23 protein-coding genes and 1 other RNA gene are annotated in these 25,642 nt (G+C 50.1%); 7 read left to right on the top strand and 17 right to left on the bottom strand.

The window, feature by feature from the left end; translation table 11 throughout:
* Nucleotides 1-116 precede the first annotated feature (116 nt).
* The 4 genes from MJO52_RS19455 to MJO52_RS19440 all read right to left on the bottom strand — a co-directional run bounded on the left by MJO52_RS19455 (nt 117) and on the right by MJO52_RS19440 (nt 4,516).
* Nucleotides 117-1,457 carry an aspartate aminotransferase family protein gene (locus MJO52_RS19455; protein ID WP_252083611.1) on the bottom strand — a complete coding sequence of 447 codons (1,341 nt, stop codon included), beginning with the start codon at nt 1,455-1,457 and terminating at the stop codon, nt 117-119.
* Between the two features lie 335 nt (nt 1,458-1,792).
* A complete protein-coding gene (locus tag MJO52_RS19450; RefSeq protein ID WP_252083610.1) occupies nt 1,793-2,356 on the bottom strand; it encodes a phosphoribosyltransferase in 564 nt (187 codons plus the stop codon).
* An 11-nt stretch (nt 2,357-2,367) separates the two neighbouring features.
* Nucleotides 2,368-3,729: an NCS2 family permease gene (locus MJO52_RS19445; RefSeq protein ID WP_252083609.1), complete on the bottom strand. Its 1,362-nt coding sequence runs from the start codon at nt 3,727-3,729 to the stop codon at nt 2,368-2,370.
* A gap of 1 nt (nt 3,730) precedes the next feature.
* Nucleotides 3,731-4,516 (bottom strand): outer membrane protein OmpK, encoded by a 786-nt coding sequence (locus MJO52_RS19440; protein WP_252083608.1) that lies wholly within the window; start codon nt 4,514-4,516, stop codon nt 3,731-3,733.
* Between the two features lie 927 nt (nt 4,517-5,443).
* Between MJO52_RS19440 and MJO52_RS19435 the strand changes: the two genes are divergently transcribed.
* Nucleotides 5,444-5,860 carry a VOC family protein gene (locus MJO52_RS19435; RefSeq protein ID WP_226642070.1) on the top strand — a complete coding sequence of 139 codons (417 nt, stop codon included), beginning with the start codon at nt 5,444-5,446 and terminating at the stop codon, nt 5,858-5,860.
* A gap of 242 nt (nt 5,861-6,102) precedes the next feature.
* Here the strand turns inward: MJO52_RS19435 and MJO52_RS19430 are convergent, their stop codons facing one another.
* The 5 genes from MJO52_RS19430 to MJO52_RS19410 all read right to left on the bottom strand — a co-directional run bounded on the left by MJO52_RS19430 (nt 6,103) and on the right by MJO52_RS19410 (nt 14,227).
* Nucleotides 6,103-7,638 (bottom strand): cryptochrome/photolyase family protein, encoded by a 1,536-nt coding sequence (locus tag MJO52_RS19430; RefSeq protein ID WP_252083607.1) that lies wholly within the window; start codon nt 7,636-7,638, stop codon nt 6,103-6,105.
* A gap of 488 nt (nt 7,639-8,126) precedes the next feature.
* Nucleotides 8,127-9,320 (bottom strand): CaiB/BaiF CoA transferase family protein, encoded by a 1,194-nt coding sequence (locus MJO52_RS19425; RefSeq protein ID WP_252083606.1) that lies wholly within the window; start codon nt 9,318-9,320, stop codon nt 8,127-8,129.
* A 242-nt stretch (nt 9,321-9,562) separates the two neighbouring features.
* A complete protein-coding gene (locus MJO52_RS19420; RefSeq protein ID WP_252083605.1) occupies nt 9,563-10,711 on the bottom strand; it encodes an acyl-CoA dehydrogenase family protein in 1,149 nt (382 codons plus the stop codon).
* A gap of 141 nt (nt 10,712-10,852) precedes the next feature.
* Entirely contained in the window at nt 10,853-13,009 is a 2,157-nt protein-coding gene (locus tag MJO52_RS19415; protein ID WP_252083604.1) for a 3-hydroxyacyl-CoA dehydrogenase NAD-binding domain-containing protein, read from the bottom strand.
* 9 nt (nt 13,010-13,018) lie between these two features.
* Complete coding sequence (locus tag MJO52_RS19410; protein WP_252083603.1) at nt 13,019-14,227, bottom strand: acetyl-CoA C-acetyltransferase; 1,209 nt, start codon at nt 14,225-14,227, stop codon at nt 13,019-13,021.
* A 377-nt stretch (nt 14,228-14,604) separates the two neighbouring features.
* Between MJO52_RS19410 and MJO52_RS19405 the strand changes: the two genes are divergently transcribed.
* A complete protein-coding gene (locus tag MJO52_RS19405) occupies nt 14,605-15,846 on the top strand; it encodes an OmpA family protein (RefSeq protein WP_252083602.1) in 1,242 nt (413 codons plus the stop codon).
* Nucleotides 15,847-15,953: 107 nt separating this feature from the next.
* Here the strand turns inward: MJO52_RS19405 and MJO52_RS19400 are convergent, their stop codons facing one another.
* Nucleotides 15,954-16,988 (bottom strand): AraC family transcriptional regulator, encoded by a 1,035-nt coding sequence (locus tag MJO52_RS19400; protein ID WP_252083601.1) that lies wholly within the window; start codon nt 16,986-16,988, stop codon nt 15,954-15,956.
* A 452-nt stretch (nt 16,989-17,440) separates the two neighbouring features.
* Here MJO52_RS19400 and MJO52_RS19395 point away from each other — a divergent pair, with 452 nt between their 5' ends.
* Nucleotides 17,441-17,755, top strand: a complete 315-nt coding sequence (locus MJO52_RS19395; protein WP_252083600.1) for a helix-turn-helix domain-containing protein — start codon at nt 17,441-17,443, stop codon at nt 17,753-17,755.
* 178 nt (nt 17,756-17,933) lie between these two features.
* Here the strand turns inward: MJO52_RS19395 and MJO52_RS19390 are convergent, their stop codons facing one another.
* The 3 genes from MJO52_RS19390 to rpiA all read right to left on the bottom strand — a co-directional run bounded on the left by MJO52_RS19390 (nt 17,934) and on the right by rpiA (nt 19,837).
* Complete coding sequence (locus MJO52_RS19390; protein ID WP_252083599.1) at nt 17,934-18,314, bottom strand: DUF4168 domain-containing protein; 381 nt, start codon at nt 18,312-18,314, stop codon at nt 17,934-17,936.
* Nucleotides 18,315-18,526: 212 nt separating this feature from the next.
* The gene (locus MJO52_RS19385; protein ID WP_252083598.1) at nt 18,527-19,150 is read right to left on the bottom strand and encodes a transglycosylase SLT domain-containing protein; all 624 of its coding nucleotides are present in this window, start codon (nt 19,148-19,150) and stop codon (nt 18,527-18,529) included.
* A gap of 12 nt (nt 19,151-19,162) precedes the next feature.
* Complete coding sequence (rpiA, locus tag MJO52_RS19380) at nt 19,163-19,837, bottom strand: ribose-5-phosphate isomerase RpiA (RefSeq protein ID WP_252083597.1); 675 nt, start codon at nt 19,835-19,837, stop codon at nt 19,163-19,165.
* A 216-nt stretch (nt 19,838-20,053) separates the two neighbouring features.
* Between rpiA and ilvA the strand changes: the two genes are divergently transcribed.
* Nucleotides 20,054-21,568 (top strand): threonine ammonia-lyase, biosynthetic, encoded by a 1,515-nt coding sequence (gene ilvA / locus MJO52_RS19375; RefSeq protein ID WP_252083596.1) that lies wholly within the window; start codon nt 20,054-20,056, stop codon nt 21,566-21,568.
* A gap of 245 nt (nt 21,569-21,813) precedes the next feature.
* Complete coding sequence (locus MJO52_RS19370) at nt 21,814-21,951, top strand: hypothetical protein (protein ID WP_252083595.1); 138 nt, start codon at nt 21,814-21,816, stop codon at nt 21,949-21,951.
* A gap of 168 nt (nt 21,952-22,119) precedes the next feature.
* Here MJO52_RS19370 and MJO52_RS19365 read toward each other — a convergent pair whose 3' ends face one another.
* From MJO52_RS19365 to MJO52_RS19350, 4 genes are all read right to left on the bottom strand, one after another.
* The gene (locus MJO52_RS19365) at nt 22,120-22,698 is read right to left on the bottom strand and encodes a 5-formyltetrahydrofolate cyclo-ligase (protein ID WP_252083594.1); all 579 of its coding nucleotides are present in this window, start codon (nt 22,696-22,698) and stop codon (nt 22,120-22,122) included.
* A gap of 27 nt (nt 22,699-22,725) precedes the next feature.
* Nucleotides 22,726-22,906, bottom strand: a non-coding RNA gene (gene ssrS / locus MJO52_RS19360) — 6S RNA.
* A 73-nt stretch (nt 22,907-22,979) separates the two neighbouring features.
* A complete protein-coding gene (locus tag MJO52_RS19355) occupies nt 22,980-23,309 on the bottom strand; it encodes a cell division protein ZapA (RefSeq protein ID WP_252083593.1) in 330 nt (109 codons plus the stop codon).
* Nucleotides 23,309-23,512, bottom strand: coding sequence for a TIGR02449 family protein (locus MJO52_RS19350; protein WP_152455364.1), 204 nt, complete (start codon nt 23,510-23,512; stop codon nt 23,309-23,311). Before MJO52_RS19350 ends, MJO52_RS19355 begins: the two co-directional genes overlap by 1 nt.
* Nucleotides 23,513-23,632: 120 nt before the next feature.
* Between MJO52_RS19350 and MJO52_RS19345 the strand changes: the two genes are divergently transcribed.
* Nucleotides 23,633-24,274, top strand: coding sequence for a UPF0149 family protein (locus MJO52_RS19345; protein WP_252083592.1), 642 nt, complete (start codon nt 23,633-23,635; stop codon nt 24,272-24,274).
* Between the two features lie 26 nt (nt 24,275-24,300).
* Nucleotides 24,301-25,629 carry an aminopeptidase P N-terminal domain-containing protein gene (locus tag MJO52_RS19340; protein ID WP_252086036.1) on the top strand — a complete coding sequence of 443 codons (1,329 nt, stop codon included), beginning with the start codon at nt 24,301-24,303 and terminating at the stop codon, nt 25,627-25,629.
* Nucleotides 25,630-25,642 lie beyond the last annotated feature (13 nt).

Below are 25,642 nucleotides of genomic sequence, written 5' to 3'. Positions count from 1 at the left end.
TATATCCCATGTAGATTCGGGATTATTTTATTAACAGGGCTTGAGCGTTAAGGGGTTGTTCTTATGGGGTGAATTGCTGTTTAGCAATGGGGGAAGCCGCTAACAGAATAAAAACGCTATTGACCGTTAGCAACTTCAAGAACAGACTCAGCGAGGGCGTTTACCAGTCCATCAATCTCTTCACGGCGTGTAATAAATGGCATGCCCAATTGAATGGTGTCTCCGCTATAGCGAACATAAAAGCCTTTCTCCCACATCTTTAAAGCAATGCGGAATGGGTGTAATAAGGGCTCCCCTGGGGCTCTCTCAATCGTTAGCGCAGCGGCTAGGCCACAGTTGCGGATATCGTAAACCAGAGGCAAGTTGCTCAGCTGATGTATATATTCTTCCAGAAGATAGGCAAGCTCTGCTGAGTGCTTAAAAAGGTTATCTCTCTCTAGAAGTTCTAAGGTAGCAAGTGCTGCTGCACAGGCTACTGGGTGTGCTGAATAAGTGTATCCATGGGGCAGCTCCAACTGGTAGTCGGCTCCTCCTTGCTGCATAAACGTCTCATAGATCGTTTGCTGCACCACCGTGGCTCCCATGGGGATGACTCCGTTAGTGAGTTGCTTGGCGATGTTGATAATATCTGGAACTACGCCAAAAAGCTCTGCACCTGTGGCAGTGCCCAGTCTGCCAAATGCGGTGATTACTTCGTCGAAAATCAGTAGGATTTGGTGTTGCTCGCAAATATCTCTAAGTCGCTGTAGGTAGCCTTCTGGTGGGGGTAAAATACCCGCGGAGCCAGCCATTGGCTCAACGATGACAGCGGCAATATTGCTAGCATCGTGTAGCTCAATAATTTCTAATAGTGATTCGGCAAGGTGTGCCCCATATTCAGGCTGTCCGCGACTAAAGCGATTTTCCGGCAGTAGTGTATGGGGAAGGTGAGCGGTGGAGAGTGCCGGACCATAGATGGCTCGGTTGGCTCCGATGCCGCCGACACTAACTCCACCAAAATTCACTCCGTGATATCCCTTACTTCGACCAATCAGTTTGGTCTTGCTGGCCAGTCCTCTTTTGCGCCAATAGGCACGGGCAATCTTCAGCGAGGTCTCCACTGCTTCAGAGCCGGAATTGGTGAAAAATACCCGATTGAGGCCCTCCGGCATTAAGCGAGTGATTCGTTCCGCCAACTTGAAGGAGCCGGGGTGGCCAAACTGAAAGGAGGGGGCGAAGTCTAGAGTCTCCAACTGCTGGTTAATGGCTTTGGCGATTTCTTTTCGATTATGACCCGCGCCACAGGTCCACAGGCCTGAAAGGCCATCGAATATCTGGCGACCATCAGCACTGGTGAAATAGCACCCATCAGCGGCTGTAATCATTCGTGGGTCTCGTTTGAACTGCCGGTTACCGGTGTAGGGCATCCAGTGTGCATCGAGTTGTGTTTGGCTGAGCCCTGCGAGCTTGTCGTTCATTTTTATTTTCCGACAATTGGGACAGTTATCTTAGACAATCTTTAAATAGTTCGTTGTTACCACTTGAAGCCCTAAAGCTACATTGTGAATTTATTTAAGGCCCTCCCAATTCTGGACCAACTTTTCTATTTAATAAATTGCCTAAAACTAACTTTAGTTGCATAAGTGGGGGCTTTTGAGAAAGGTTTGAAGTATGGGGCTTGATTGTAGCTTATCGGTTCTAGCGTAGTTTTTAGACCGGAAGAGGTGGAGCGAGAGGAGTCGTAAGGATACTGACAACTCAACGATAAAGAAGGGGAAGTTCCGGGGACTTGAGTCCCCGGTAACAAAGAGGATCAGACTGCGGTAGCAATCCGGTCAACGTAAGGGGCGAGTTCAGGCTTGTTCTCCAGGATTTCTTCCCGAGTGAGGCCGTCGATCTCATGAGGGAATACCAGCCACTCTTCAGTCTTGTGGATAAAGTAATCCGGCTCGCGCTTCGCTTTGTTGTTTTTCGGCTTGTAGTAAGGCGTTGCGATACGAATCTCTGGCGTGTTCTTTTTACAGGCTGCGCGCAGGTCTTCAATTGTTTGTTCAATACTAAGGCCGGAATCGTGCACATCGTCAACGATCAGTAGGGAGTCGTGGGACTCAAGGCGCTTAATCAGATAGTTCAGGCCATGCACTCGGACTTTCTTGTCGCGCTCGCCGATACCGAGGTAGGAGGAAGTTCGGATTGCGATATGGTCCGCATCCACACCCATCACATGAAGCAATTCTTGTACCGCGATACCTACCGGAGCGCCGCCACGCCATACACCAACGATGTAATTAGGGCGGAAGCCGCTCTGATAGATTTGTTCGGCAAGCGCGTAGGAATCAATCAGCAGTTGCTGTGCGCTGATAAAATGCTTTTTCATCTGTGTACCCCTCAGAAAAAGGCGAACTTGGCAATAAAGAGAGCCGCTAACACGTAGACACTGATGCTGACGTCTTTACTGCGCCCGCTCAGTGTTTTGATGACTGCGTAGGCAATAAAGCCCAGAGCAATACCGTGAGCGATAGAGAATGATAACGGCATCATTACTGCCGCAATCACCGCCGGAGCGGCTTCGGTGATGTCATCCCAGTCGATGGAAGACAGACCGGAGGTCATCAGGACGCCGACATACAGCAGAGCTCCGGCAGTCGCATAAGCGGGAATCATCCCGATCAGCGGGGAAAAGAAGGTGGCCAGCAAGAACAGGCCAGCGCAGACCACTGCAGTCAGACCGGTGCGTCCGCCTGCGGTAATACCCGCGGTGCTCTCAACGTAACAAGTAGTGGTGGACGAACCCAGAACAGAACCGACTACAGAAGCGGAGCTGTCTGCCATCAGGGCTTTGCCCATGCCCGGCAACTTACCGTTTTCATCGAGAAGCTTGGCGCGGTCGGAGACACTCAGCAGAGTGCCGGCAGTATCGAACAGGTCTACGAACAGGAAGGCGAAGATTACACTGATCATACCCACTTCAAATGCCCCGGCGATATCCAGTTCGAGGTAGGTGGGCGCCAGGCTCGGTGGTGCGGAGACCAGGCCGGTGAACTCTACTTTACCAATAGCCAGTGCAATAACGGTAACTGCGAGAATGCCAATCATTACCGAGCCGAGCATACGGCGGTAGGACAAAGCCACAATAATAAAGAAGCCCAGAGCAGCCAGCATAGCTTCAACAGACTTAAGGTCCCCCAGGGTCACCAGGGTGGCGGGGCTGGCAACCACGATCCCTGAGCTCTTCAGGGCGATAATCGCCAGGAACAGTCCAATACCGGCTGCCAGGGACTGCCTCAGGGAGGTGGGAATACTGTCGATTATCCATTCCCGCAACTTAAAGATACTAAGCAGTAGGAACACTACCCCTGATATAAACACTGCACCCAGGGCAACCTGCCAGCTATAGCCCATTTCGCCCACCACTACATAGGCGAAGAAGGCGTTGAGGCCCATTCCCGGCGCCAGTGCGATGGGGTAGTTGGCGTACAGCCCCATAATTAGACAGCCGATCGCAGCAGCAAGACAGGTCGCCATAAACACGGCGCCCTTATCCATACCAGCCGCCGCCAGGATGTTGGGGTTTACAAAAATGATGTAAGCCATGGTCAGGAAAGTGGTTACACCGGCAATCACTTCCCGGCGAACATTTGTCTGACGCTCAGACAGCTTGAACAGCTTTTCCAATAAAGAGGCGTCGCCGCCCGCCTGGGGAATACCAGACCCTGGGGTCGCTGATGTTTGGATATCAGAGGGTTTCATATCAGAAGTGGTACTTTACTAGCAGGTTAACATTGCGCTCGTTGGAGTCGGTATTAAAGGTTCCATCTTTGAACCCAAATTTGTCATTCCAATGTACGTATTCAATACCGGCATACAGGGCTTTCGGCTCACCCCAATTGGCGCCCACATCCCACTTGAGTTGGGAGGTAAAGTTCATGCTTGGGTGTGCATCTTCGGAGGCGCTGGTCCAATCGATAAAGCCATCGTATACGAAGCTGGCGTCGCCCAGGGCAAATGGCATCGCCCAAACCAGGGTCAGCTGCTCGTTGCTGGCCTTGTCATCGTTATCGCGGCGGTAGGCGTTTACTTGGACAAAGGAAAAACCCGGAACTGCAAGGTCGAAACCGAGACCTGTCAGAACGTTGGTGAAATGCGGGCCTGTGGCTGTGAGGTGATCGGGGTCATCCATATTGCCCAGCTCTACAGTGGTTGCCACTAATACGTCGGTTACCGGCCCCCAAGCCAGTTCACGATCGCTGAGCTTCCCCAGGCTCAGACGCGGAGAAATTTCTGAATAGAGCTCCTTTGAACCATCTTCTGAATGCAGATAGTCGGCAAAGATAAACAGGTCTCCCCAGCTGTGGCCACTGGCGTGTTCAAAGGTCACTACAGAGCGCTCTGAATCATCGGTGGTCAGGCTGTAGTTCATTTCATAGTCGCGGCCATACAACAGGCTGAGGCTGTTATCGCTCCAAGTCATTTCTGCTTGGGCAGCTACAGACAACAGCCCGGAGGCCAGTAGTAGCAGGGGCTTGGTTGGTTTCATTGTATTACCTCTGTTACAGCGACAGGCGGAAACCGCACTGGCGGCCGACACTTGGGTCGGCAGTTGGTTAAAAAATAGTCGCGGAATATACCCGAGTTTACCGAGTGTTTTCCAGTATTTTTTTTCAGCAATAGCCTCTAGGTGAGCAGCCTTAAAGCAATGAAGTACTAATAAATTTTTAAAAATAAAAACTAAATACCTTTTAGCGGTTGGGTAAGCCTACATCCGGGAAAAAGGCCTATTGAAGGGCTGGCCTGATTTTTGGTTACGTTGAACCGATACTTTTAATAAGGAAAGGTTGTGGACCATTACTTGCTGCCTGCAAATAGGGCGCCAGGTTGTACAGGGAGCACTAATAAGCTGCAAGAGTTTGTAAGGCAAAGCGTTGTGGAAAGACCTGGAGGGAACTGTATTAAGCGGAGCTGAGTACACCTTGTGCACGGGTCATCCTACTAGCATGCACCATTGAGGTGCATCGTGCAGATTCTATGTAAGGCTTTCTTTTAATAGTGAGCCCTGATGAAGGAGTGACTTGTGAGTAACTTCGTTATTAATCAGAGTCAGTTCTTCACAGCAACACATGTGTTAAAGTACCGCACTCAATTAGGAGGATATTTCAAGGCTTGCCGGTTAGTAGTGACCTGATTACGCCTGTTGTTGTTTTTTTGAGCACTTAGTGGGAGAGACTCACGAACCGCCCTATAAATAGGTGCAATATGTGTCTCTCGGGGCTCTGGCAGCTGCCTTGTTATCCGGATGTCATCTGGGAAGCCCTTGATCGGCCCTGGTGGCGTAAATAATAAATTGGGGTCGCTATACCCCGTATGTACCAATTGGTTGCTTGAGAAATCTATCCCCCAGGGTGTTGGCTTGTGATTATATGTCAATCAGCGGGATGAAGAAGAGCGGCCGGGAGTGGGAGGTTTTATGAAATCCAATTGCTTGCACCTTGCAATCCCCGCAGGGGATCTTGAGGTAGCCAAGAAATTTTACTGTGGCGTTTTTGGCTGTAAAACTGGAAACAGTGAAGAAGGGCGCTGGGTAGATATCGATTTCTGGGGCAATGAACTTACTTTGCATCAGAGTGAAGAGAAGCTGCCGAACGTACGCCATAAGGTTGATATGGGAGCGGTAGCTGTTCCCCATTTCGGTATTCACCTGCCGGATGATGAATTCCAAGCCCTGAAAGCTCGTATCGAAGCTGCTGGCCTGGAGTACTTGGATAAGCCATATCGTCGCTTCGTTGGCAGTGAGTACGAACAGGAAACCTTCTTTATCGAAGATCCGAACGGTAATGTGCTGGAAATGAAAACTATGGTGAATCCAGAGCTGATGTTTAAATAGCGCTATGGACCACAGTTAGCACACATTGAGTTAGCCCGAGGTACCATACGTATGGTCTTTTGTATTGTATCTTGGGTTAATTTAAATTTTTTACCTCCTATTATTTTTTTCCTTTCTTTCCCTGCCTTTATTGTTTAGCTGTTTTTGAAAACTATCTTATAAGTGAAAGTACTGCCTGAAGAGTTGATGGTTGCGAGGTTATTTTATTTAAGCCTTTTGGCTGGAGCAGAAGAGTGAATTTTCTAATTGCAGCTTAAAGAATTTATGAAACTATTGGCTTGAGCTTGGATGTCTTTTTTTTCCTTCGTTGTCAATTTATCTAAGAGGCTGAGCATCATAGACATTCTTGGGTTTTTCTTAAAATAGTCGCGCTTTTCTAAGAGAAAATTCCAATAAAGACTATTGAAGGGACATGCACCTTCACCAACTCTCTTCTTTACATCGTATCGGCAGTTATCACAATAGTTGCTCATTTTATTGATATACGAGCCACTGCTTATATAAGGCTTTGTTGCGACCAGTCCGCCATCGGCATATTGACTCATACCGCGAGTGTTCGGTAACTCTACCCACTGAATAGCATCGATATATATCCCTAAATACCATGCATCTACCTGGTCTGGGTCGGTTTGTGTTAAAAGAGCAAAGTTACCAGTTATCATTAAACGCTGAATGTGGTGGGCATAGGCATGCTCAAGGCTGTTTTTGATAGCGCTTTTAAGGCAGTACATATCCGTTTGCGCTGTCCAATAGAAATTGGGCAGCGAATTATGATTTTGTAGTTTGTTGATTTTCGTATAGTTTGGCATCTCTTGCCAATAAATGCCGCGCATATACTCCCGCCAGCCAAGAATTTGCCGGACAAATCCTTCTATTTGATTCATATGAATTTCCTTCTTGTTGGAATTCCAATGATCAATAGTGCGATAGATAACTTCACTGGGAGATAGTAATTTGCAGTTAAGAGAAAAACTCAGGCGGCTATGAAAAAGGTAGGCCTCGTTGGGGTCCATCGCATCCTGGTAATCGCCGAAGTGTGGTAAAAGATATTTACAAAAATGGTTAAGGACTTTGAGGCTATCTTCTCTACTTGTTGGCCAGGTAAAATGCTTGGCGTTAATAGAACCAATGGTTTTTATTTTTGCGGCTTGGATACGTTTAAGTGTTTTTTCCACATTCTTTCGAAATAGGTATTGTCGGGGAACTTGAGGGTCTTCACTCCATTTTTTTCGATTCCCTTTATCAAAATTCCACTGGTTTCCTTCAGGATTCCCCTTTTTATCGACAAGTATATTGTTTTCCCTGCGCATATGGCGATAGAAGCTTTCCATTAAGAGAGTTTTCTTTCCCTTAAAGAAATCCTTCAAGTGGTTTCTGGTGGTTAGAAAATGTTCTGTGTCATAGGCTTTATACTCTATCTGCAATTCTTGAACTATTGTATTTAGTTGCTCTTCAAGACGATACTCATCAGGTAGTTGATATTCAAATCTCTGAATATCTAGCTGAGCAACTATTTGTCGAATATTTTCTTTAAGATTTTGTCGATTTTCTTTGCAGTCAATCTGATAGTAAATGACTTGATGGCCATGTGATTTCAGCCACTCGGCAAACGTTTGCATGGATTCAAAAAAGGCAACCACTTTTTGAATATGATGAATGGCGTAATCTGTCTCCTGTCGTATCTCGGCAATATGGTAGAAAATATCTGGACTGCTTGATTTATACCAAGAGTGCTTATGGTTGAGCTGGTCGCCGAGTATTAATCGTAGCGTTTTCAAAAGGAAAGCCTTTTTGGAATACAGTTTTTGTCAAAAGGTTATATTTGGTTAAGAGTAAAGCTACTTGTATGCTTTTCAGGTCTCATAACTTCTAAAGTTTAGTAGTTCATCGCAGATTGAAGTTACGCTTTTACGCCAAAGTCATTGATTTTATGATTATAGTGCACTGTATGTGTTCATTGTTTAGGATTGTTATAGCTGCTTTATTTTGCCTATTGATTGACGCTATTTAAGTGAGAAATAGCATAGGGGCATAAACCCTAAGAGTCCTTAAAGTTGACTGCTACCATTTACAATTGATCAAAACCTCAAAACCTCAAAACCTCAAAACCTCAAAACCTCCGAAGGATGTAAATACGACTTGAATTGTAGGCTTAGCGATTTTTCAGAGAGTACCTAAGACTGCTTTACTTCAAATATTTCTTATGCATCTGAATGTTCGGGCGATTCTGGATCAAGTTATTCCTCTGGCAGTTTTTTGAGTTGATCTAAACGATAACTTTTTGAGCAATTAGTCGGTCAATGTCCTCAGTGTTAAATCCTAGTGAACTCAGTAGGGATCGGCTATCGGCACCCAGTTTGGAGCCTGCTTGGTGTTGTATATTTTTCTTTCCATTAAACTTGAAGGGCGTGTTGATCTGTAGGAGAGGGCTGTCACTTTTGGTCTTTGCGTTTACAACCATTTGCCGTTCTTTGAACAATTTACTTTCTGTTGCTTCACTAAAGTTGAGAACAGGCTCAACGCAGGCGTCGAGATCAGAGAAAATATTAATCCATTCACTCAGCTTACGTTGTTGTATAACCTCGGAGATATCTTGTTTCAAGCTCTCTTGCTGATCGCTCTCTAGTACCCGAACCATCCAATCCGGATGCCCAATTCCTTGAAAGAAAGCTTCGGCAAACTGAGGTTCAAGGCTACCAACGGATAGATAGCGGTCATCAGCTGTACGGTAATAATCATAGTAACTTCCACCGTTAAGCAGTTCCATTTCCACCTTAGGATCTCCACCATTTGCGAGAGCACTGGCACCACATATGGCATTCAAAGCATAGGCACAGTCGGTCATACTGATATCGATATAGCCGCCGCTGCCTGTTTGTTGGCGGTGATACACGGCGGCAAGAATTGCCATGGCTGCATGGTGGGATCCACCGGCAATATCGGCAACTTGCATACCACTCAGATTGGGTCCGCTGCTCTGCCGACCGGAATAGCTGGCGAGCCCTGAGAGTGCAAGATAATTGATATCATGCCCAGCACGCATTTTAAGAGGGCCATCTTGTCCGTATCCGGTGATTGAACAATAGATAATATCTGTGCGTATATCACTGAGGTCTTCATAGCCAAAACCAAGCTTATCCATGACTCCTGGGCGGAATTGTTCAATAACAATGTCGTATTCAGAGAGTAGTTTTTCAATAATTTTCTTTGCTTCATGGCTTTTTAAATCTAAAGCCAAAGATTTTTTGTTGCGATTAATTGTTGCATGAGCTGCGGAAACGGGATCTTCACTGTCGATCATAGGAGGAAGCCCCCTAAGCATATCCGGACGATTCGGCGACTCTATACGTAGAACCTCCGCACCCATGTCCGCTAATAACATAGTGGCGTATGGACCTGGAAGCAGGGTGGTGAAATCGAGTATACGTAGGCCTTGCAGGGGGGTGATAGATTTATTCATTACTTATTTTATATATTATTATTTGGAGGTTTACGTAAAGGAATTTTCAGAAGTTAAACATGTAATTAATCTTTTGTATGACAAGTATGAACGAATTGTGTGGAAAAGTTATATTTATTAGTTGATGGCAAATAGAGGTTGGTGTAGCTGAAATCGTAAATTGGATCGGCGATTAATTGTTCTCTTATTAATACAGTGGCAGGGTGAACCCGGCGATAGTGTAGACCGCCGGGTTATTGCACTTAGTTATCACGGAGAATTTCACGGGAAATAATGAGTTTCATTATTTCATTCGTTCCTGCATAAATACGTTGTACCCTGGCGTCAGCCCAGGAGCGGGCAATAGGATACTCCCACATATAGCCGAATCCACCATGGAGCTGAACACACTCATCCAGCATCTTACATTGGAAGTCGGTAGCGAGTAATTTGGCTTTTGCTGCAGTGGCTACATCAAGCTTTTTCTCGTAATGGAGTTCCAGGCAACGATCCACAAAGACTCTGAGGGAAGAGAGTTCACTATCCAGTTCTGCCAGTTTGAACTGTGTATTTTGAAATGCGGCTATAGGTTTTCCAAAGGCTTTGCGGTCTCGTACATAGTCAATAGTCCACCCTAATGCCGCTTCCGCATTGGCAATGGCAAAAATAGCCACACTGAGTCTTTCCTGTGGTAATTCCTGCATTAGGTAGACAAAACCTTGGCCTTCAGCTCCCAGTAAATTCTCCTGGGGTACTCTGACATCATCAAAGAAAAGCTCGGAGGTATCCTGAGCTTTCATGCCGATTTTTTCCAGATTATTGCCTCTTTTGAATCCTTCCGATTTGGCATCAACCAATAACAGGCTTACTCCGGAAGCCCCTTCACTGGGGTCTGTTTTTGCAACAACGATAACTAGATCGGCGTGCTGGCCATTGGTTATAAATGTCTTGGAACCATTGAGTAGATAGTGATCGCCACGCTTGATTGCGGTTGTTTTTACTCCTTGCAGATCGGAACCCGCGCCGGGCTCTGTCATAGCGATGGCCGTTACAATTTCACCGCTGATACATTTAGGTAAGTACTCCTTTTTTTGCTCTTCACTGCCGTAATTAATAATGTAGGGTACGGCAATATTGGAGTGCAGCCCCCAGCCGATGCCAGAAAGACCTGCACGGGCGATTTCCTCATCGATAATAGAGTTATAGCCGTAGTCCAGCCCAAGGCCGCCGTAGGATTCGGAGATTTGAGGGCAGAGAAAGCCCATTTCACCAGCCTTATTCCAAAGAGCACGATCGACCTGCCCATCTTTCTCCCACTGACTGTGAAAGGGGATGGCCTCGTTTTCGAGGAACTTTCGCACGGTATCGCGAAAATGCTCGTGGTCTTCGTTGTAAACGGTTCTCGGTATCATTCTGAACTCCAACATTCGTTTTTATTATCTGGAATTGTAGACTCTTCGCATTTGTGCAATTGCGGGACTGCCCGGCCGTGGCAGCCCCGTTAATACTGCTGAGTCTTCTCGCTCATCAGCGACTTCGTAGTCTTTATGTGACTAATGGGTATCCTTCAGCTCCTCTCTGGACTCGGCGAGTGCTATTAATGTTTCCGGGGGAGAAAATCTGTCCCCGTAGGTTTCGGCAAGTTTTTGGGCGCGCTGTACAAAAGCTTCAACGCCATATTGGTTAATATATTGCAGGGCTCCGCCGGTCCAGGGAGGAAAACCAATACCAAAAATTGAGCCTATATTGGCCTCTCGCACGCTGCGTAGCACTTTCTCTTCGTAGCAGCGCAGTGTCTCTATGGCCATGATAAATAACAGGCGCTCCTTGATATCCTCAACAGGGGGTTGTTTGGCCGCTGGAAACTCCTGTTGCAGGCCTTGCCAAAGGTGTTTCTTACCCCCTTCTGGATAGCTGTAAAAACCGCCACCCGCCAACTTGCCGGCGCGGCCAAGTTCCAGCATATGATCAATTACAGATTCTGCAGGATGTGTGGGGACACTTTTACCCTCCTTCTGCAGGTCGTTAATCGTCTGTTGGCGAATCTTTCCCATTAAGGTGAGAGAGACCTCATCACTCACAGCTAGAGGCCCTACTGGGAATCCGGTCAGGGATGCTGCATTTTCAATCGTGGCGGGATTTATCCCTTCGCCAAGCATGCCAATTCCCTCATTGGTAAAGCAGCCAAAGACCCGAGAGGTGAAGAAGCCTCGGCTATCGTTAACAACAATCGGCGTCTTGCCGATTTGTAAAACGAAGGCGAAAGCCTGGGCCAAAGTCTCTTCACTGGTTTGCTTACCACAGATGATTTCCACCAGCGGCATTTTGTCTGCCGGGGAGAAAAAATGCAGGCCGATAAAGTTATCTGGCCGAGCAGAGGCCTGAGCCAGGCCGGTAATTGGTAGTGTGGAGGTGTTAGAGGCGAAGACAGCACTGTTATCCAGTTGGGCTTCTGCCTCGCGGGTAACTTCGGCTTTTAACTCTCGGTCCTCGAACACTGCTTCAATGATCAACTCACAACCGCTCAAGTCGGCGGCATTATTTGTTGGGTGAATATGAGACAGGATAGTCTGTACGTGTGCCTCGTCTGTTCGGCCGCGCTCCAGACGTTTTTGCAGTGCCTTTTCTGCATAGTTTTTACCTTTTAAGGCTGCCTCGGTGGAAATGTCTTTCAGCACCACCTCAATGCCCTTGCTGGCACAGGCATAGGCAATACCGGCACCCATCATTCCGGCTCCGAGTATGCCGATCTTTTTGATAGCTGTGGTTTTCGATTCGCGAGCGGCTGGTGGGAGAGAGGTGCCGGCCTTCAGCGCGTTAAGAGCAAACCAGAAGGTACCGATCATATTTTTTGCTACTTGACCGCAAGTGAGGTCGACAAAGTAACGCGATTCGATACGCGTGGCGGTGTCGAAATCCACTTGGGCGCCCTCGATAACCGTCGCCAGTATCGCTTCAGGAGCGGGCATACAGCCGTGGGTTTTCTTTTCCAGCATGGCGGGGGCAATCATCAGCAGCTGGGCATTTTTAGGATTTTTGGCGTCACCGCCGGGCATACGGTAACCGGGTTGATCCCAGGGCTGTAGGCTCGGTTGTTCACTGTTGCTGAGGATATGGTCCCGAGCCTTATTGAGCAGCTCTCCGGCATTTTGGGCTGTCTCATGAATTAAACCACTTGCCAATGCTTGCTTGGCTTTTACCTGCTTACCTTCCAGCAGGAAGGGCAGTGCATTTTGAATACCTAGCAAGCGGGGCATACGTACACAGCCTCCACCACCAGGCAGCAGCCCAAGAGTGACTTCCGGTAGCCCTATTTTTACTGAGTTGTCTTCCAAGGCGATCCTATGATGGCAGCTGAGGGCAATTTCCCAGCCGCCGCCGAGAGCGGCACCATTGATTGCCGCTACAACAGGTTTGCCCTGAGTTTCTAGCCAGCGCAAGTTTGCCTTAAGGGCCTCACAAGAGTTAAAAAACTCCTGAGCCTCACTTTTCTTTGCGGCATAGAGGGACTTGAGATCGCCGCCGGCGAAAAATGTTTTTTTAGTGGAGCGAACAATAATCCCCGCATAGTCCCACTGTTTTATCTCCTCCACCGCGGCCTGTAGTGAGTCTGTAAAATCCCGATCCATTACATTGGCGGAGGCATTGGGGTTATCCATAATCAGGTGGACAATGTTATCGCTGTCTCTTTCCAAGCGTATAGATTTCATATTTTCCCCCTAGACTCTTTCGATAATAGTTGCCACGCCCATACCGCCACCTACACATAGGGTGACCAAGCCATAGCGCAACTGACGTTGCTCTAATTCATCAAGCACGGTGCCAATTAACATGGCACCAGTGGCGCCGAGAGGATGGCCCATAGCGATAGCTCCGCCGTTGACATTGATTTTCTGCGGGTCGATATCCATTTCATGTTGGAAGCGCAGCACTACTGCAGCGAAGGCTTCGTTGACTTCGTACAGGTCTATGTCATGGGCACTTAGGCCCGCAGCCCTGAGGGCTTTGCGAGCGGAGGGAGCGGGTCCAGTCAGCATGATGGTGGGCTCGGTGCCGACGACTGCGGCGGAGACGATACGTGCCCGGGGTGTCAGGCCCAGGTCTTTTCCGGCCTGCTCACTGCCGATAAGAATGGCGGCGGCGCCGTCCACAATGCCTGAGGAGTTTCCTGCGGTATGTACGTGTTCGATAGCTTCCACCTGGGGGTAGCGGGAAATCGCTACGCTATCGAAGCAGAGGTCGCCCATGGCAGTAAAAGATGGGGAGAGATTGGCAAGCCCCTCCATGGAGGTTTCTGGGCGCACCAACTGATCGCGATCGAGAAGTAACAGGCCGTTCTGGTCCCGCACGGGGATTACGGATTTGTTGAAGGCACCACGTTGCCAGGCACTTGCAGCCTTGCGCTGGGAGTGCAGAGCAAAGTTATCCACATCTTCCCTGGAAAAGCCCCCCAGCGTGGCAATTAGGTCGGCTCCGATGCCCTGGGGTGCGAAGCCTGTTTCTATGGCGGTTTGTGGGTCCATAGCCCAGGCACCGCCGTCACTGCCCATGGGCACCCGCGACATAGACTCAACGCCACCGGCCACTACAAGCTGTTCCCAGCCAGAGCGGACCTTGGCGGCGGCTAAATTAACAGCTTCGGCACCGGAGGCACAAAAACGGTTTAAGGTGACGCCGCCAATATCCCAGTCCCAACCGGCACCGAGTGTGGCGACCTTGGCGATGTCAGCGCCCTGCTCACCGACAGGTGTTACGCACCCAATTACCACATCATCGACCCTGGCCGTATCCAGTTGGCTGCGCTGTTGCAATTCGCGCAGCAGGTTGGAGAGCAGGGTGATGGGTTTGACTTCGTGCAGCGCGCCGCTGGGTTTTCCTTTGCCACGCGGGGTGCGGATTGCATCGTAGATATAGGCTTCACTGGGCACGGTTATGGCCTCTTTATTTTTGATTGTGGGTACAACCATAGTTGTGTGGGGTTTCGGCGCAATGATGAAAGACGCCAGGGGGGGTGACGTGGTTGTCAGCTCAGATAATTAATGCAGCGAATCTTTTTACTTTACTTATTCCAAATCAAACTAACTCGATGAGTGGTGTGCCGTACACTCAAATAAGGCGCTTTATTTTTTATTTTCGGCCAGCGAATAGCAGCCGATTAGATTGTATTTAAGCCGCAATAGCCCCACCGAAAAATTTAGTTGTGGGTTTTGGCTCACAGGAAAAAGCCTTTATCTGGGTTGATTCATCACCAACACCATTTAAAGACTGGCTTTAGCTTGCGGTTGTCTGGCAGTGAGGATCGACTATGGCAGAGAATCTACTGGAACTGGCGGCGAGCCAACTGGGCACCTCGGGTATCGGTACCCTGGCATCTGCACTAAACCTTCCGGCAGAGAAAGGTCAGTCAGCACTGGATACTGGAATTGCATTTGTTCTTGCAGGCATGCTGAATAAAGCCAGTAGTAAAACTGGTATGGCTTACTTGTTCAATATGGTTACGGACACTGAAGTTGCGGATCTCCCCAGTGTTTTGCAGCGGTTTGCAGATAAGGCAAAGTTGGAAGCCTCACTGCCAGTCGGTGATGCCATGCTGCAAAAAGTATTTGGTACCCGGGTCGAAGAAGTGAGCAAAGTAGCCACTACAGAACTGCCGGGTAATGAAGGTGGCCACCTATTAAAGTTGGTGCTGCCACTGGTGATGGCCCTGCTAGGCGCTCAGGTAAGAGCCAACAAAATGGACGTCTCTGACTTGGCTTCATTTTTAATTGGTCAGAGAGAGTTTTTACGCAACAAGGTCCCTGATGCACTCCTGGATGCTCTTGATGTAAAAGGGTTTGATAATCTGGGGGCCGCCCTGGTTACCCATGGCCATGCCAAGCCTCAGGAACCTCGGGAACAAGCCCTGCATGGCCATGTGGAAAAGAAAAAGCCCGTAAGTTTTAGCAGCTGGTTTTTTCCGTTATTAGTGGTACTAATTGCCCTCTATGCCTTAAATATGTGCATGGACAAGGGTAGGCAGGAGGAAGCGGCAGGCCAGCCTTTTGAGACTCCACAGGAACAGGCTTTTATGGAAGCGCCCTCACAGCCTGCTGGCGATACTCCTCCCAATGAAAATAGCGCCCAGGCTCAGTTGGGCCCGGATAAATTCTCTAGTAACCTGCGGGATTACTTGAAGAGCTTTGATCGGGACCCGAACCAGGAATTTATTCTGCGAGTGAAGTTTGAAAAGGGCACGGCAAAAATTCTTGATCCCCAGTCTGCAGATATTGATGCACTTGCACAAATTATGCAGGAAAACCCACAGCTTACGGTTGCTATTGAAGGGCATGTACAAGGGGAGGGCAATGAAATTAAAGAGCAGGAAATTTCGCAAGAGAGAGCGGATGTTGTGCGGGAGCTGTTGCTGCAAAAGGGAATTGCGGCTAATCGTATGACGGCCACCGGTATGGGATCCGCTAAACCTGTGCAGGAAAGTGAGACAGGGCAAACAACACCGCAGCCGATGAACAATGAGCGTATTAGTGTACGAGTGGTTAATACCGAATAGATATTTTCACAATCTTGGCAAGCAAATAGCCCTACATTTCTGTGGGGCTATTTATTTTGTGAAGCGATAAAAAACGCCCATTAATGTTGGAAATTTAATGCTGGCAATCAACTGCGAAATTTCTCGCGGTAGGCGCCGGGGGCGAGGCCGGTCCATTTTTTAAATGCGCGATTGAAAGCACTGGGTTCAGAAAAGCCGAGTCGTTCGGCGATTTCTGCCACTGCGGTTTCCTGCTGTTTTAGTTGGTACACGGCCATATCGCGGCGTACAGAGTCTTTGATGTCCTGCCAGCTGTTGCCCTCGTCTTTTAGGCGCCGGCGCAGCGTTTGCGGGGAGGTGAACAGGCGTGCAGCCACATCGTCGAGGGAGAGATTTTCAATACTGTTCTGTTGTTGCAGCATACGGCGTATACGACCGGTAAAGCTGTGGTCAGATTTATATTGGGTGAGCAGGCACTCCGGTGCTCTGGATAAAAAGTCTGCCAGTTGCTGCTCATCCCGCACCAGCGGCATTTGTAAATAGCGAGTATTAAAAACCAGGCAGGTTTCAGCCTGGTTGAAGTAATGCCGGCACGGGAACATATCGCAGTAGTCCTCATTGTAATCCGGTGGCGGGAAGGCCAATAACACCCGTTCGAGCAAAATGGTGCGATCGATCAGCCAACTGAAAAAGCGCAGCCAGATAACGGCAATGGACTCTACGAAAATCTGATTAGGCAACTGTTTTTCGTTGCTGTGATGAATGATCAGCCTGGCCTCTTCGCCATCCTCTACCAGCTTGATATGCAGGTCGTCGCTGACCATGCTGATAAAGCGTGCTGAGCGCAATAGAGCTCGCCGCAGGTTGGGGCAGCTGATGCAGGCGTGGCCCATCATGGCAAAAGTACCCGGTAGCCAGGGGCGGGCTAAAAACCCGCCTGACTCATCATTCAATAAATCCCACTCAAGGCGCAGTAGACTGGCCATCTGCTCACGGCCGATGCGGCTGTCGGAATCTTCAAGATGGGCGTGATCTATCCCGCTGTCCCGCAGCAACTGTTGGCAATCCAGCCCCGCTGCCTGGGCGCCCACCAGCTGGGCGCGAACTACTGCGGCGAGGATACCTGGGTCCGCATCGCGGAGTTTGGGAGTCTCGCTTTCCACTGTCTCAGCCCTCAACGTGATCTTGTTTGCTGGGTGTAATTTTTACGTGCAAGCAGAGATTATGCGCAAAGCGAGCGTGAAAGTCAGGTTTATCCCCAGCGGGTGTAAGAAAAGGGCAACTCAGGCGAGCTGCACGGTAAAGGAGCGCTAATGAAAACTGTAGCTATTGCAGCTTTTTCCACGAAGTTAGGCGTATGTTCATTGATTTATCGCCACCACTTATCAGATAGAGTGTAAGTGGTCGTAGCAATATCACTTTTCTTCGCTCTTTGCGTGAGGAGCAAGTCCTCCATCATTTGACTATGTTTTTCTCCAGGCGTAGGGAGTATAAATGGTCCAATAAACCCAATGATCAGCTTTTGGATAAAGCGTCTCGTAGGGTAGCTATAAATTAGACTGAAAAGTCAGATAAGATAAGAATAACCTAAACATGCCAATGAGGGAGTGGCCCGATGCCGTCAGCATCCGTCGAAAGCCAGCTGAATCCGACAATTTGTCGGCGTATGTTGATCGCCTATCTGATTGAACAGATTCCCCGCCCCAACAATCCAGCCCTGGAAGAGGCAACCGGGTGGCCGCGACGCACGGTTCAGGACATTATTGCCAAGGGATTACCAGGCCACGGCACACAGGTGGAGTTTATTCAGGAGGGGGTACGCCATAATGATGGCTATTACCGGCTTCACGACTGGGGCTCATTCGACCGCAATTGGGTAACAAGCAACTTATCGGTGATCTGTCGGGTGCTGGGAGTCAGCATCGAATAGCCTTTTCTTCGCGGATACTCACCAATAAAGCATTTTATTTATTCTGAAAACCAGCTGACCGGAATTAGCACAAACACGTAGGCACAATTGAAAAGTTGCGCCGACCAGTGGCCGGCGACGAAATCCAATTATTTGTTAATTGAGCAGATTGGCGGTGCAGTGAGATATTGTGTCGGAATTACTGCGGTTTTTGGTTATGTCCCTGTTGCAGTATTTTATTGACCTTTTCCAGTAGGGCAGGATTAGATTTAATACTGCTGGCAATTTCCTGATATTTACTCTTTGATAACCCTGCCTTTTCTATAGCTGCGACCATCTTGCCCTGTGCCTCCTTGTTGAGGGCTTCAGCCTCTTTGATATCTGCAGCGGCCTTGAGCTTGGGGGCATACTCCCGGCTCAACATCACGATTGAGCGATAGGCATCAGCAAACTGCTTGAGCTGAGGTTCACTGAAGGAGACTTTTGGGGCCTCGGCCTGTGAAGTTGCTGTCTGGGCGGTCGCAAAGGGCACTGTGAGCAACAAGGCGAAAAGAGCGAGATATTTAAAAGGGAATTTCATTGGGCACTCCTGAAAGTTGGGGGGCGCTTTTGCTTCTACAGAGCAATACCCAGTCACACTGCTCAAATGCCTGGGTGTTGCTGCGGAATCCATCGGTAATTGAAAGCGTTGGCAATCAACTCTGAGACATTAGTTTCAGGGTAGTCAGTTTCAGAGCGGCTGTGGCGCCATTCCCCGCCACCGCAGCAATTTTTATCGGCGGTGGCTCAGGGCTAAAACAGGCCGAGGAACTTCCTGCGTTTTGGCAGAGACTGCTCACAGCTGTTGAGTTGTTGCTGGTAGCGCTGCGCTTTTGCCGAAACCTTGTGGGAAACCTTCTTGAGCCAGGCTTTATTTTTAAAACTACGCCGATTAAAGCCGCCGTGCCCCTCGTGGTAAGCCAGGTAGAGGTGGTAAGCGTCGCGAGTGCGGATTTGGCAGCGGCGCGCACTGGTATTGTTATACCAGCCAACAAAATCGATAGCGTCGCCAAAATCATCTCGATCGGCGCCATAGTTAAAGCTGGAACGTTGATATCCGCGCCAAGTGTTGCCGAGTGCCTGGGCGTAGCCATAGGCATCCGAGGGCCGAGGACCGGGAATAAAGCCGAGGATCTTGGTGCGCGGGGGGCGCGCATCATGCACAAAGCGCGACTCTTGGTGCAGAATGGCCATCATAACAGCCACAGGTGATCCCCATTTCTCCTCGGCAGCCTTGGCTTCCCGGTACCAGCTCTTCTTCTCACGAAAAATAGAGCAGATATTATCGAGGTTGCTCGGCGGGCTTGTGGCACAGCCCGCGCTCAGTGTCACGGCACCCAACAGTGCCGCCAGCAGTTTCTTATTCTTGTTTCCCATAATGTCTCTAGATTATCCAGCGGTGATGGTTTTCACTCCAGAGCTGGTGCCGAGCAGCAGCACATCCGCTGGGCGCTTGGCAAAGATTCCGTTAGTGACAACGCCAGTGATATTGTTGATTGCGTCTTCCAGGTCCTTGGGTTGCTCGATCTTCAAGTTATACACATCTAAGATGGCATTGCCATTATCGGTAATCACACCCTGGCGATAGACCGGGTCTCCCCCCAGCTTTACCAGCTCGCGGGCTACCAGCGAACGGGCCATGGGAATGACTTCCACCGGCAGGGGAAAGTCGCCCAAAGTCTCTACCCACTTACTGTCATCGGCAATACAAACAAATTCCTCAGCACAGGCGGCGACAATTTTCTCGCGGGTCAGGGCCGCACCGCCACCTTTGATCAGCTCCAGGGCGGGATTAGTCTCATCGGCACCATCCACATAAAACTGCATGCCATCCACGCTATTCAGTTCATAGACTGGGATACCGTGGGCCTTGAGTCTCTGTGCGGAAGCTTCAGAGCTGGCGACGGTGCCGTCAAATTGGCCTTTGATCTCTGCCAGGTAGTCGATAAAGAAATTGGCTGTGGAGCCGGTGCCAACGCCGACGATGGAATCGGCCTCCAGGCGCGGGGAGATATAGTCGATGGCGGCGCGAGCAGTAGCCTGCTTCAGTTCATCCTGGGTCATACGCTGGATAGTTTCCTGTGCAATTATTTCTGCTTTATCTGTTTCTTTCGATAAAAAAAAGCGCAATAAATCTAAAAAAATGGCAATTATGCTGATCAAGGCTTAGACTGGCCTGCCGGTGTTGCGCTTGCGGCGGCTCCATGACCGCCCACTCCTGCTACTACGCTTGCCTGAGTCGCACACAGAAATTAACCGCAACGGCAGTTGATACACGCCATGCCCAAGTCCTATATCAAGCGCATTTTAGACGCGCGCATTTACGATGTCGCCATTGAGACGCCTTTGGAGCCAATGCGCCAGTTGTCCCACCGTCTGGGCAACCGAATTTTGCTCAAGCGGGAAGACCTACAGCCGGTTTTTTCTTTCAAGATTCGCGGCGCCTATAACAAGTTACTGCAACTGCCCCCGGAGCAACGAGCGCGCGGAGTAATTGCCGCCTCTGCGGGTAATCATGCCCAGGGGTTGGCGATGGGTGCTGCACAATTGGGGGTGCGCGCGACTATTGTGATGCCAAAGACCACCCCGCAAATTAAGGTCAGTGCCGTTCGTATGCGCGGTGCTGAGGTGGTGCTGTACGGGGATACTTTTGATGAGGCGGCCAGCCGTGCCCGCCAGCTGGTGAATGAACGCGACTTGGTATTTGTACACCCTTATGACGATCCGGATGTGATCGCCGGACAGGGCACCGTAGCCATGGAGTTATTGCGCCAGCATTCGGGTAATCTCGAGGCGGTTTTTATCCCGGTAGGCGGCGGCGGGCTTGCTGCGGGCATGGCGGCTTACATTAAATATGTGAGGCCGGAGACCCGTGTCTATGCGGTGGAGCCAGAGGAGGCGGCTTGTCTTAAAGCGGCCCTGAAGAGTGGTGAGCGTGTCCGCTTGCCGCAGGTAGGGTTGTTTGCCGATGGCGTTGCGGTGGCACAAATTGGCGAGGAGACCTTCCGTGTGTTGCGCGAAACAGTGGATGACGTGATCACGGTTAGTACCGATGAAATTTGCGCGGCGATCAAGGATATTTTTGAAGACACTCGCTCAATTGCCGAACCGGCCGGGGCAGTAGGCTTGGCCGGCTTAAAAAAATATGCAGAGCAGAGTGGTGGCCGCAATGTGGCTCTGGCGACGGTGTGTAGTGGCGCCAATATTAATTTTGACCGGCTGCGCTATATCAGTGAGCGCACAGAAATTGGTGAGAAACGCGAAGCGGTGCTGGCCGTGCGTATTGAAGAGCGACCGGGCAGCTACCTACGCTTTTGTCGCGATCTTGGGGACCGTGCTATCACCGAGTTTAATTACCGTTATGCAGGCGATGGTGAGGCGCATATTTTTGTCGGCTTGCAGGTTTCTGCCGGCAGCGACCGCAGCCAGTTGGTAGAAGAGTTGGAGCGCAAAGGTTATAGCGTGACAGATCTCACCGATAATGAAATGGCCAAATTACATATCCGCCATTTAGTCGGTGGGAGAGTTCCGGGCTTGTGCCACGAGGTGGTCTACCGCTTTGAGTTTCCGGAGCGCCCCGGTGCGCTGCGGAAATTTCTCGAGCAATTAGCGGGCCGTTGGAATATCACCCTGTTTCACTACCGGAATCACGGTGCCGCTTACGGCCGGGTTCTAGCGGGTATGCAGGTTGAGCCCTCTGAGCGCGAGGAGTTATTGGATCTGTTGGAGCAACTGCAGTTTCCCTTTTGGGATGAAACTGAAAATCCCGCTTACAGCTTCTTTCTGGGTAGCTGATCCCAATTTGGGGGCATGGCGAGAAAGGTATCTCTTCACTTTCTTCTCGAGTAGACCAGGGTTTAAGTTTTGTCGAACCCCCTTGAGCAAAAATGCGACAAAAAACGCAGAAATTATTCAATAAACGGTTACTATTCCGACGATTGTTCAGTATCTTCTTTTGTCGTGGAACTTTTGCTATGGCTTAGGTCATAAGCGGGGTGAAACGCATATAACAAAAAAATTGATCGTACAGGATGGTCCCAATGAAAGCCGATGCGCTGACAATCGCCGTGGTTGTCTTTGTCGCGGGCGTTCTGCTGAGTACTAGTGGTTTGACCGAGGTATTTGCCTCGGAAAAAGAGCCGCCTGCTGCTCTGCAAGAGGGAGTGGTTACCCGTTAGGCTGATGCCGGGGGGCGCTCTGCCCAAGCACAACAAAAAAGGCCGGATACCTATGGTGTCCGGCCTTTTTTGTTTGTGCTTTTGCGCCTAGCTAGTTTTTTATAGGCCGTTGAGTGCTCAAAAACTTTGGCATTATGTGATGTTTGTCAGAGAGTTGCTGCTCACGAATTACCGGCAACGATAGATACGCTTCTCTGTCACCACCATATCGAGAGGAATATCCCAGTTATCCGTTGGCAGCTGATCCACACATTGCAATTGGTGGGCGGCGCCAATTAGCAGTGGCCCACTACCGGGCAGCAGTTGTTTGTGTTCAAAGGTACGATCATAAAAACCCGCGCCCATCCCCAGACGGGCGCCATTGGGATCGAAAGCTACCAGTGGTACCAGCACTAGGTCTAATATGCCTGCGGCCCGGCTGGGGCTTCGCACTGGCTCAGGAATATCGAAACGGTTTCGAAAAGGTAGCGGGCTGCCATTCCACTGCTTGAAGCCCAGGTGTGGGTGTGGTTCCACCGGTAGTATTGGCAGGTAGAAGTGCTTCTTGGGAAAGCGTTGCAATAGAGGGCGAACATCTAACTCACCATCCATTGGCCAGTAAATACCAATATGGAGGGCGCGCTTCATCTGCGGAATTCGGTTCAGCAAAGTGATGGCAGAGCGGCCATGCAGACGCTGTTGGTAGGCACTAAGCTGCCTCCGCCCCGCACGCATACGCCATCGCAGCTGCGTTTTATTTTCGCTCATGAATTGGGGGAGTATAGAAAAAGAAATGGAAACCCCGAGTGTGCGGCTGTAGACGGAGCCTTGAACCGTAAGGTTCAAGGTGGCAGTCTCCGGGGTACATAAGGCTTTCCGCTGCATGGCGGACCTGCACACCAGCACCCGCTGGAAACCACCAGGGTAAGATTATCGGCTCAAGGACATAGTCTGCTGGCCAACACCCCAGGGTATGTACTAATTATAACTTGTTGAAAGGGGGGCTGTTAACCGCAAATTGGGATGTTTTGCGGCACTGCTGGCAAAAGTTATGACTGGGCCTCGCTTTCTGGGTCGGTATCCCCCAGGGCGTTTTGCATCTTATTTTGAAGCCGTTCCAGGATTTCTTTCTGCAGGGGAATACTGCTTAATTCCGCTTTCGCTTGGATAAGTTCGTGGGCAATATTGAGCGCGGCCATCACGGCAATACGCTCTACGCCAATAACGGTGCCGGTGGTTCGGATTCGAGACATGCGCTCATTAAGTAATTGAGCGGAAGCCTGTAGTCCCGCACGCTCGCCGTCGGCACAGGCAACGCGGTACTCTTTGCCGAGAATGGAAACGGTGACGGTTTCAGAAGTTAATGCAGAGTCTGCCATCAGGATTCTTGCGTAAGCCCTTTGAGACGATTAATCATGGCTTCAACCCGCGAACGGGCGGCCTCATTATTTTTAATTAAGCGCTGGCGTTCGCGCAGCCAGTCGGCTTCCTGCCGGCGCAGTTCACGATTGTCATTAGCCAGCTGTTGGCAGCGGGCGATCAGTGAATCCACGGTGCTTTCTAACGCTTGCAGCTTATCCATATTTCCTGCGTTTGAGGTCTACGTCTGAGTTCGCAACACGACAGACTGCGAGGGATTCCGCTACTATATTGCCGGCGAAATGGTGGGTCAATCGCTCCACCTGCGTGGACAATCACAAAATTGTCCTTAGAACCCCGATTCTCATGCCTGCTGCTGCCACCGCAGCGCATCGAATCCATCCCGATTAAGAAAAACTGTGCGGTAATCATGACTTCAGAAAACAACCGATTTGAGCAACTCGCCAATGCCATTCTCTCCGCGGGTGGTCAGGTGGACCCGAGTGAGTTACACGGCTTTACCTGTGGCGTGTTGGCTGCCGGCGCTGAACCGGATAAAAGACGCTGGCAAAAAGAACTGGCGGAGTTGCTCGACCTTGAGGCGGTACCCGCAGATCTGGATCGGGACTTATTGCAATTGGCGGAGGAAAGCAGCAAGCAGCTAGGTGGATCGGATTTCTCTTTTCAGCTGCTCCTCTGCGACGATGAAGATATTGTCAGCCGCACTCTGGCCCTGGGGCACTGGTGTGAGGGTTTTTTACACGGGTTTGGCATCGGTGGGGCAGAAGTAAAGATGCAGCCCACCAGTGAAGAGGCGCTAAAAGATATTGGAGCTATCTCCCAAGTGGATGCCGATCACGTTGAAGAGAGTGAAGAAGCTGAACAGCAATTAATTGAGTTGCAGGAGTATGTGCGGGTTGCGGTGCTCAACATATTTACCGAAGTGCGCGGCAGCCACTCCGGCAGCGGCCCCACCGTCCACTGATGAGCGGCAGCGAAAGTGCAAAAGATCTGCTGATTAGCGGGGCGGAATATGCCCTGCGACGCGCCCGGCTTATGGCGGGGTTGGCCCCGGATAGCCTGGCGATCATCTCATCGGCTGGGGAACAGCTGCGCTCCCGTGATACCTACTTTCCTTTTCGACAGGACAGCGACTTTCTCTACTTAACCGGATTCGATGAGCCGGAATCATTACTGGTGCTTCTACCCGGCCGCAGTCAGGGAGACACGTTGCTGTTTTGTCGCGAGCGCGATAAAGAAAAGGAACTTTGGGATGGGCCACGTCTGGGACCAGAACGCGCAGTAGCTCAATTTGGTCTTTCGGATGCTTTTCCCATCGGCGACCTCGACGATATTCTGCCCGGATTAATGGAAGGGCGAGAGCGTATTTACTTCCCTATGGGGCGCTATGCCCATTTGGATCGACGGCTGCGCGCTTATCTACAGGTGATACAGGAGGCGCCCTCCAGCAAGGGAGTGCCGGAAATGCTCGACCTGGATTATCAGTTGCGTGAGCTGCGCCTGCTCAAGAGCGAACGAGAATTGGATTTGATGGCCCGTGCAGGGGAAATTAGCGCTGCTGCACATCACTGCGCCATGCTGCGCTGCCAGCCGGGACTTTACGAATACCAGTTGGAGGCGGCTCTCTTACATAGCTTTATGGATGCTGGTGCCCGGGAAACTGCCTACCCGACAATAGTCGGCAGCGGTCGCAATGCCCTGATTATGCACTATTGCAGCAATAAGGCACGGATGCGCGATGGCGACTTGGTATTGGTCGATGCGGGTTGTGAATACCGGGGGTACGTCGCCGATATTACCCGAACCTATCCGGTCAATGGCCGTTTTAGTGATGCGCAAAAAGCAGTGTATGAAATCGTCTTGGCGGCGCAGGCGGCAGCAATGGAGCAGGTTTGTGTCGGCAACCACTGGGATCAGCCTCATGGTGCCAGTGTTGAGGTAATCACACGCGGCTTGCTGGACTTGGGGCTGTTGCAAGGAGACTTTCGTGAACTGATAGATTCGGGTGCCTATCAGCGTTTTTATATGCACCGTGTTGGGCACTGGTTGGGTATGGATGTCCACGATGTGGGCGACTATCGGGTACAGGGCGCTTGGCGGCAATTGGAAGCGGGCATGGTGATGACTATAGAGCCCGGTATTTATATTCCGGCAAACGATGATCGCATACCTCTGGAATTTCGCGGTATGGGGATTCGTATTGAAGACGATGTCGCGCTCACTGCCGAAGGTGTGAGGGTTTTGTCTGAGGGTGCTCCAAAAGCCGTGGCAGACATTGAGTACACCATGCGCCATGGGCGGGATTTACTGACCCGCTAATTTAATTTGAGAT

Source organism: Microbulbifer variabilis (assembly GCF_023716485.1).
Lineage (GTDB): Bacteria > Pseudomonadota > Gammaproteobacteria > Pseudomonadales > Cellvibrionaceae > Microbulbifer > Microbulbifer variabilis_B.
The sequence above is the reverse complement of the archived record's forward strand: the minus strand, read 5'-3'. Positions and strand labels throughout refer to the sequence as shown.

Excerpts from the sequence above, each read along its gene's own strand:
- MJO52_RS19445 (WP_252083609.1), bottom strand. The coding sequence starts at position 3,729 with ATGAAACCCTCTGATATCCAAACATCAGCGACCCCAGGGTCTGGTATT.
- MJO52_RS19450 (WP_252083610.1), bottom strand. The coding sequence starts at position 2,356 with ATGAAAAAGCATTTTATCAGCGCACAGCAACTGCTGATTGATTCCTAC.
- ilvA (WP_252083596.1), top strand. The coding sequence starts at position 20,054 with ATGCCCAAGTCCTATATCAAGCGCATTTTAGACGCGCGCATTTACGAT.
- MJO52_RS19455 (WP_252083611.1), bottom strand. The coding sequence starts at position 1,457 with ATGAACGACAAGCTCGCAGGGCTCAGCCAAACACAACTCGATGCACAC.
- MJO52_RS19365 (WP_252083594.1), bottom strand. The coding sequence starts at position 22,698 with ATGAGCGAAAATAAAACGCAGCTGCGATGGCGTATGCGTGCGGGGCGG.
- MJO52_RS19420 (WP_252083605.1), bottom strand. The coding sequence starts at position 10,711 with ATGATACCGAGAACCGTTTACAACGAAGACCACGAGCATTTTCGCGAT.
- MJO52_RS19390 (WP_252083599.1), bottom strand. The coding sequence starts at position 18,314 with ATGAAATTCCCTTTTAAATATCTCGCTCTTTTCGCCTTGTTGCTCACA.
- MJO52_RS19405 (WP_252083602.1), top strand. The coding sequence starts at position 14,605 with ATGGCAGAGAATCTACTGGAACTGGCGGCGAGCCAACTGGGCACCTCG.
- MJO52_RS19395 (WP_252083600.1), top strand. The coding sequence starts at position 17,441 with ATGCCGTCAGCATCCGTCGAAAGCCAGCTGAATCCGACAATTTGTCGG.
- MJO52_RS19370 (WP_252083595.1), top strand. The coding sequence starts at position 21,814 with ATGAAAGCCGATGCGCTGACAATCGCCGTGGTTGTCTTTGTCGCGGGC.
- MJO52_RS19440 (WP_252083608.1), bottom strand. The coding sequence starts at position 4,516 with ATGAAACCAACCAAGCCCCTGCTACTACTGGCCTCCGGGCTGTTGTCT.
- MJO52_RS19425 (WP_252083606.1), bottom strand. The coding sequence starts at position 9,320 with ATGAATAAATCTATCACCCCCCTGCAAGGCCTACGTATACTCGATTTC.
- MJO52_RS19415 (WP_252083604.1), bottom strand. The coding sequence starts at position 13,009 with ATGAAATCTATACGCTTGGAAAGAGACAGCGATAACATTGTCCACCTG.
- MJO52_RS19350 (WP_152455364.1), bottom strand. The coding sequence starts at position 23,512 with ATGGATAAGCTGCAAGCGTTAGAAAGCACCGTGGATTCACTGATCGCC.
- MJO52_RS19355 (WP_252083593.1), bottom strand. The coding sequence starts at position 23,309 with ATGGCAGACTCTGCATTAACTTCTGAAACCGTCACCGTTTCCATTCTC.
- MJO52_RS19435 (WP_226642070.1), top strand. The coding sequence starts at position 5,444 with ATGAAATCCAATTGCTTGCACCTTGCAATCCCCGCAGGGGATCTTGAG.
- rpiA (WP_252083597.1), bottom strand. The coding sequence starts at position 19,837 with ATGACCCAGGATGAACTGAAGCAGGCTACTGCTCGCGCCGCCATCGAC.
- MJO52_RS19385 (WP_252083598.1), bottom strand. The coding sequence starts at position 19,150 with ATGGGAAACAAGAATAAGAAACTGCTGGCGGCACTGTTGGGTGCCGTG.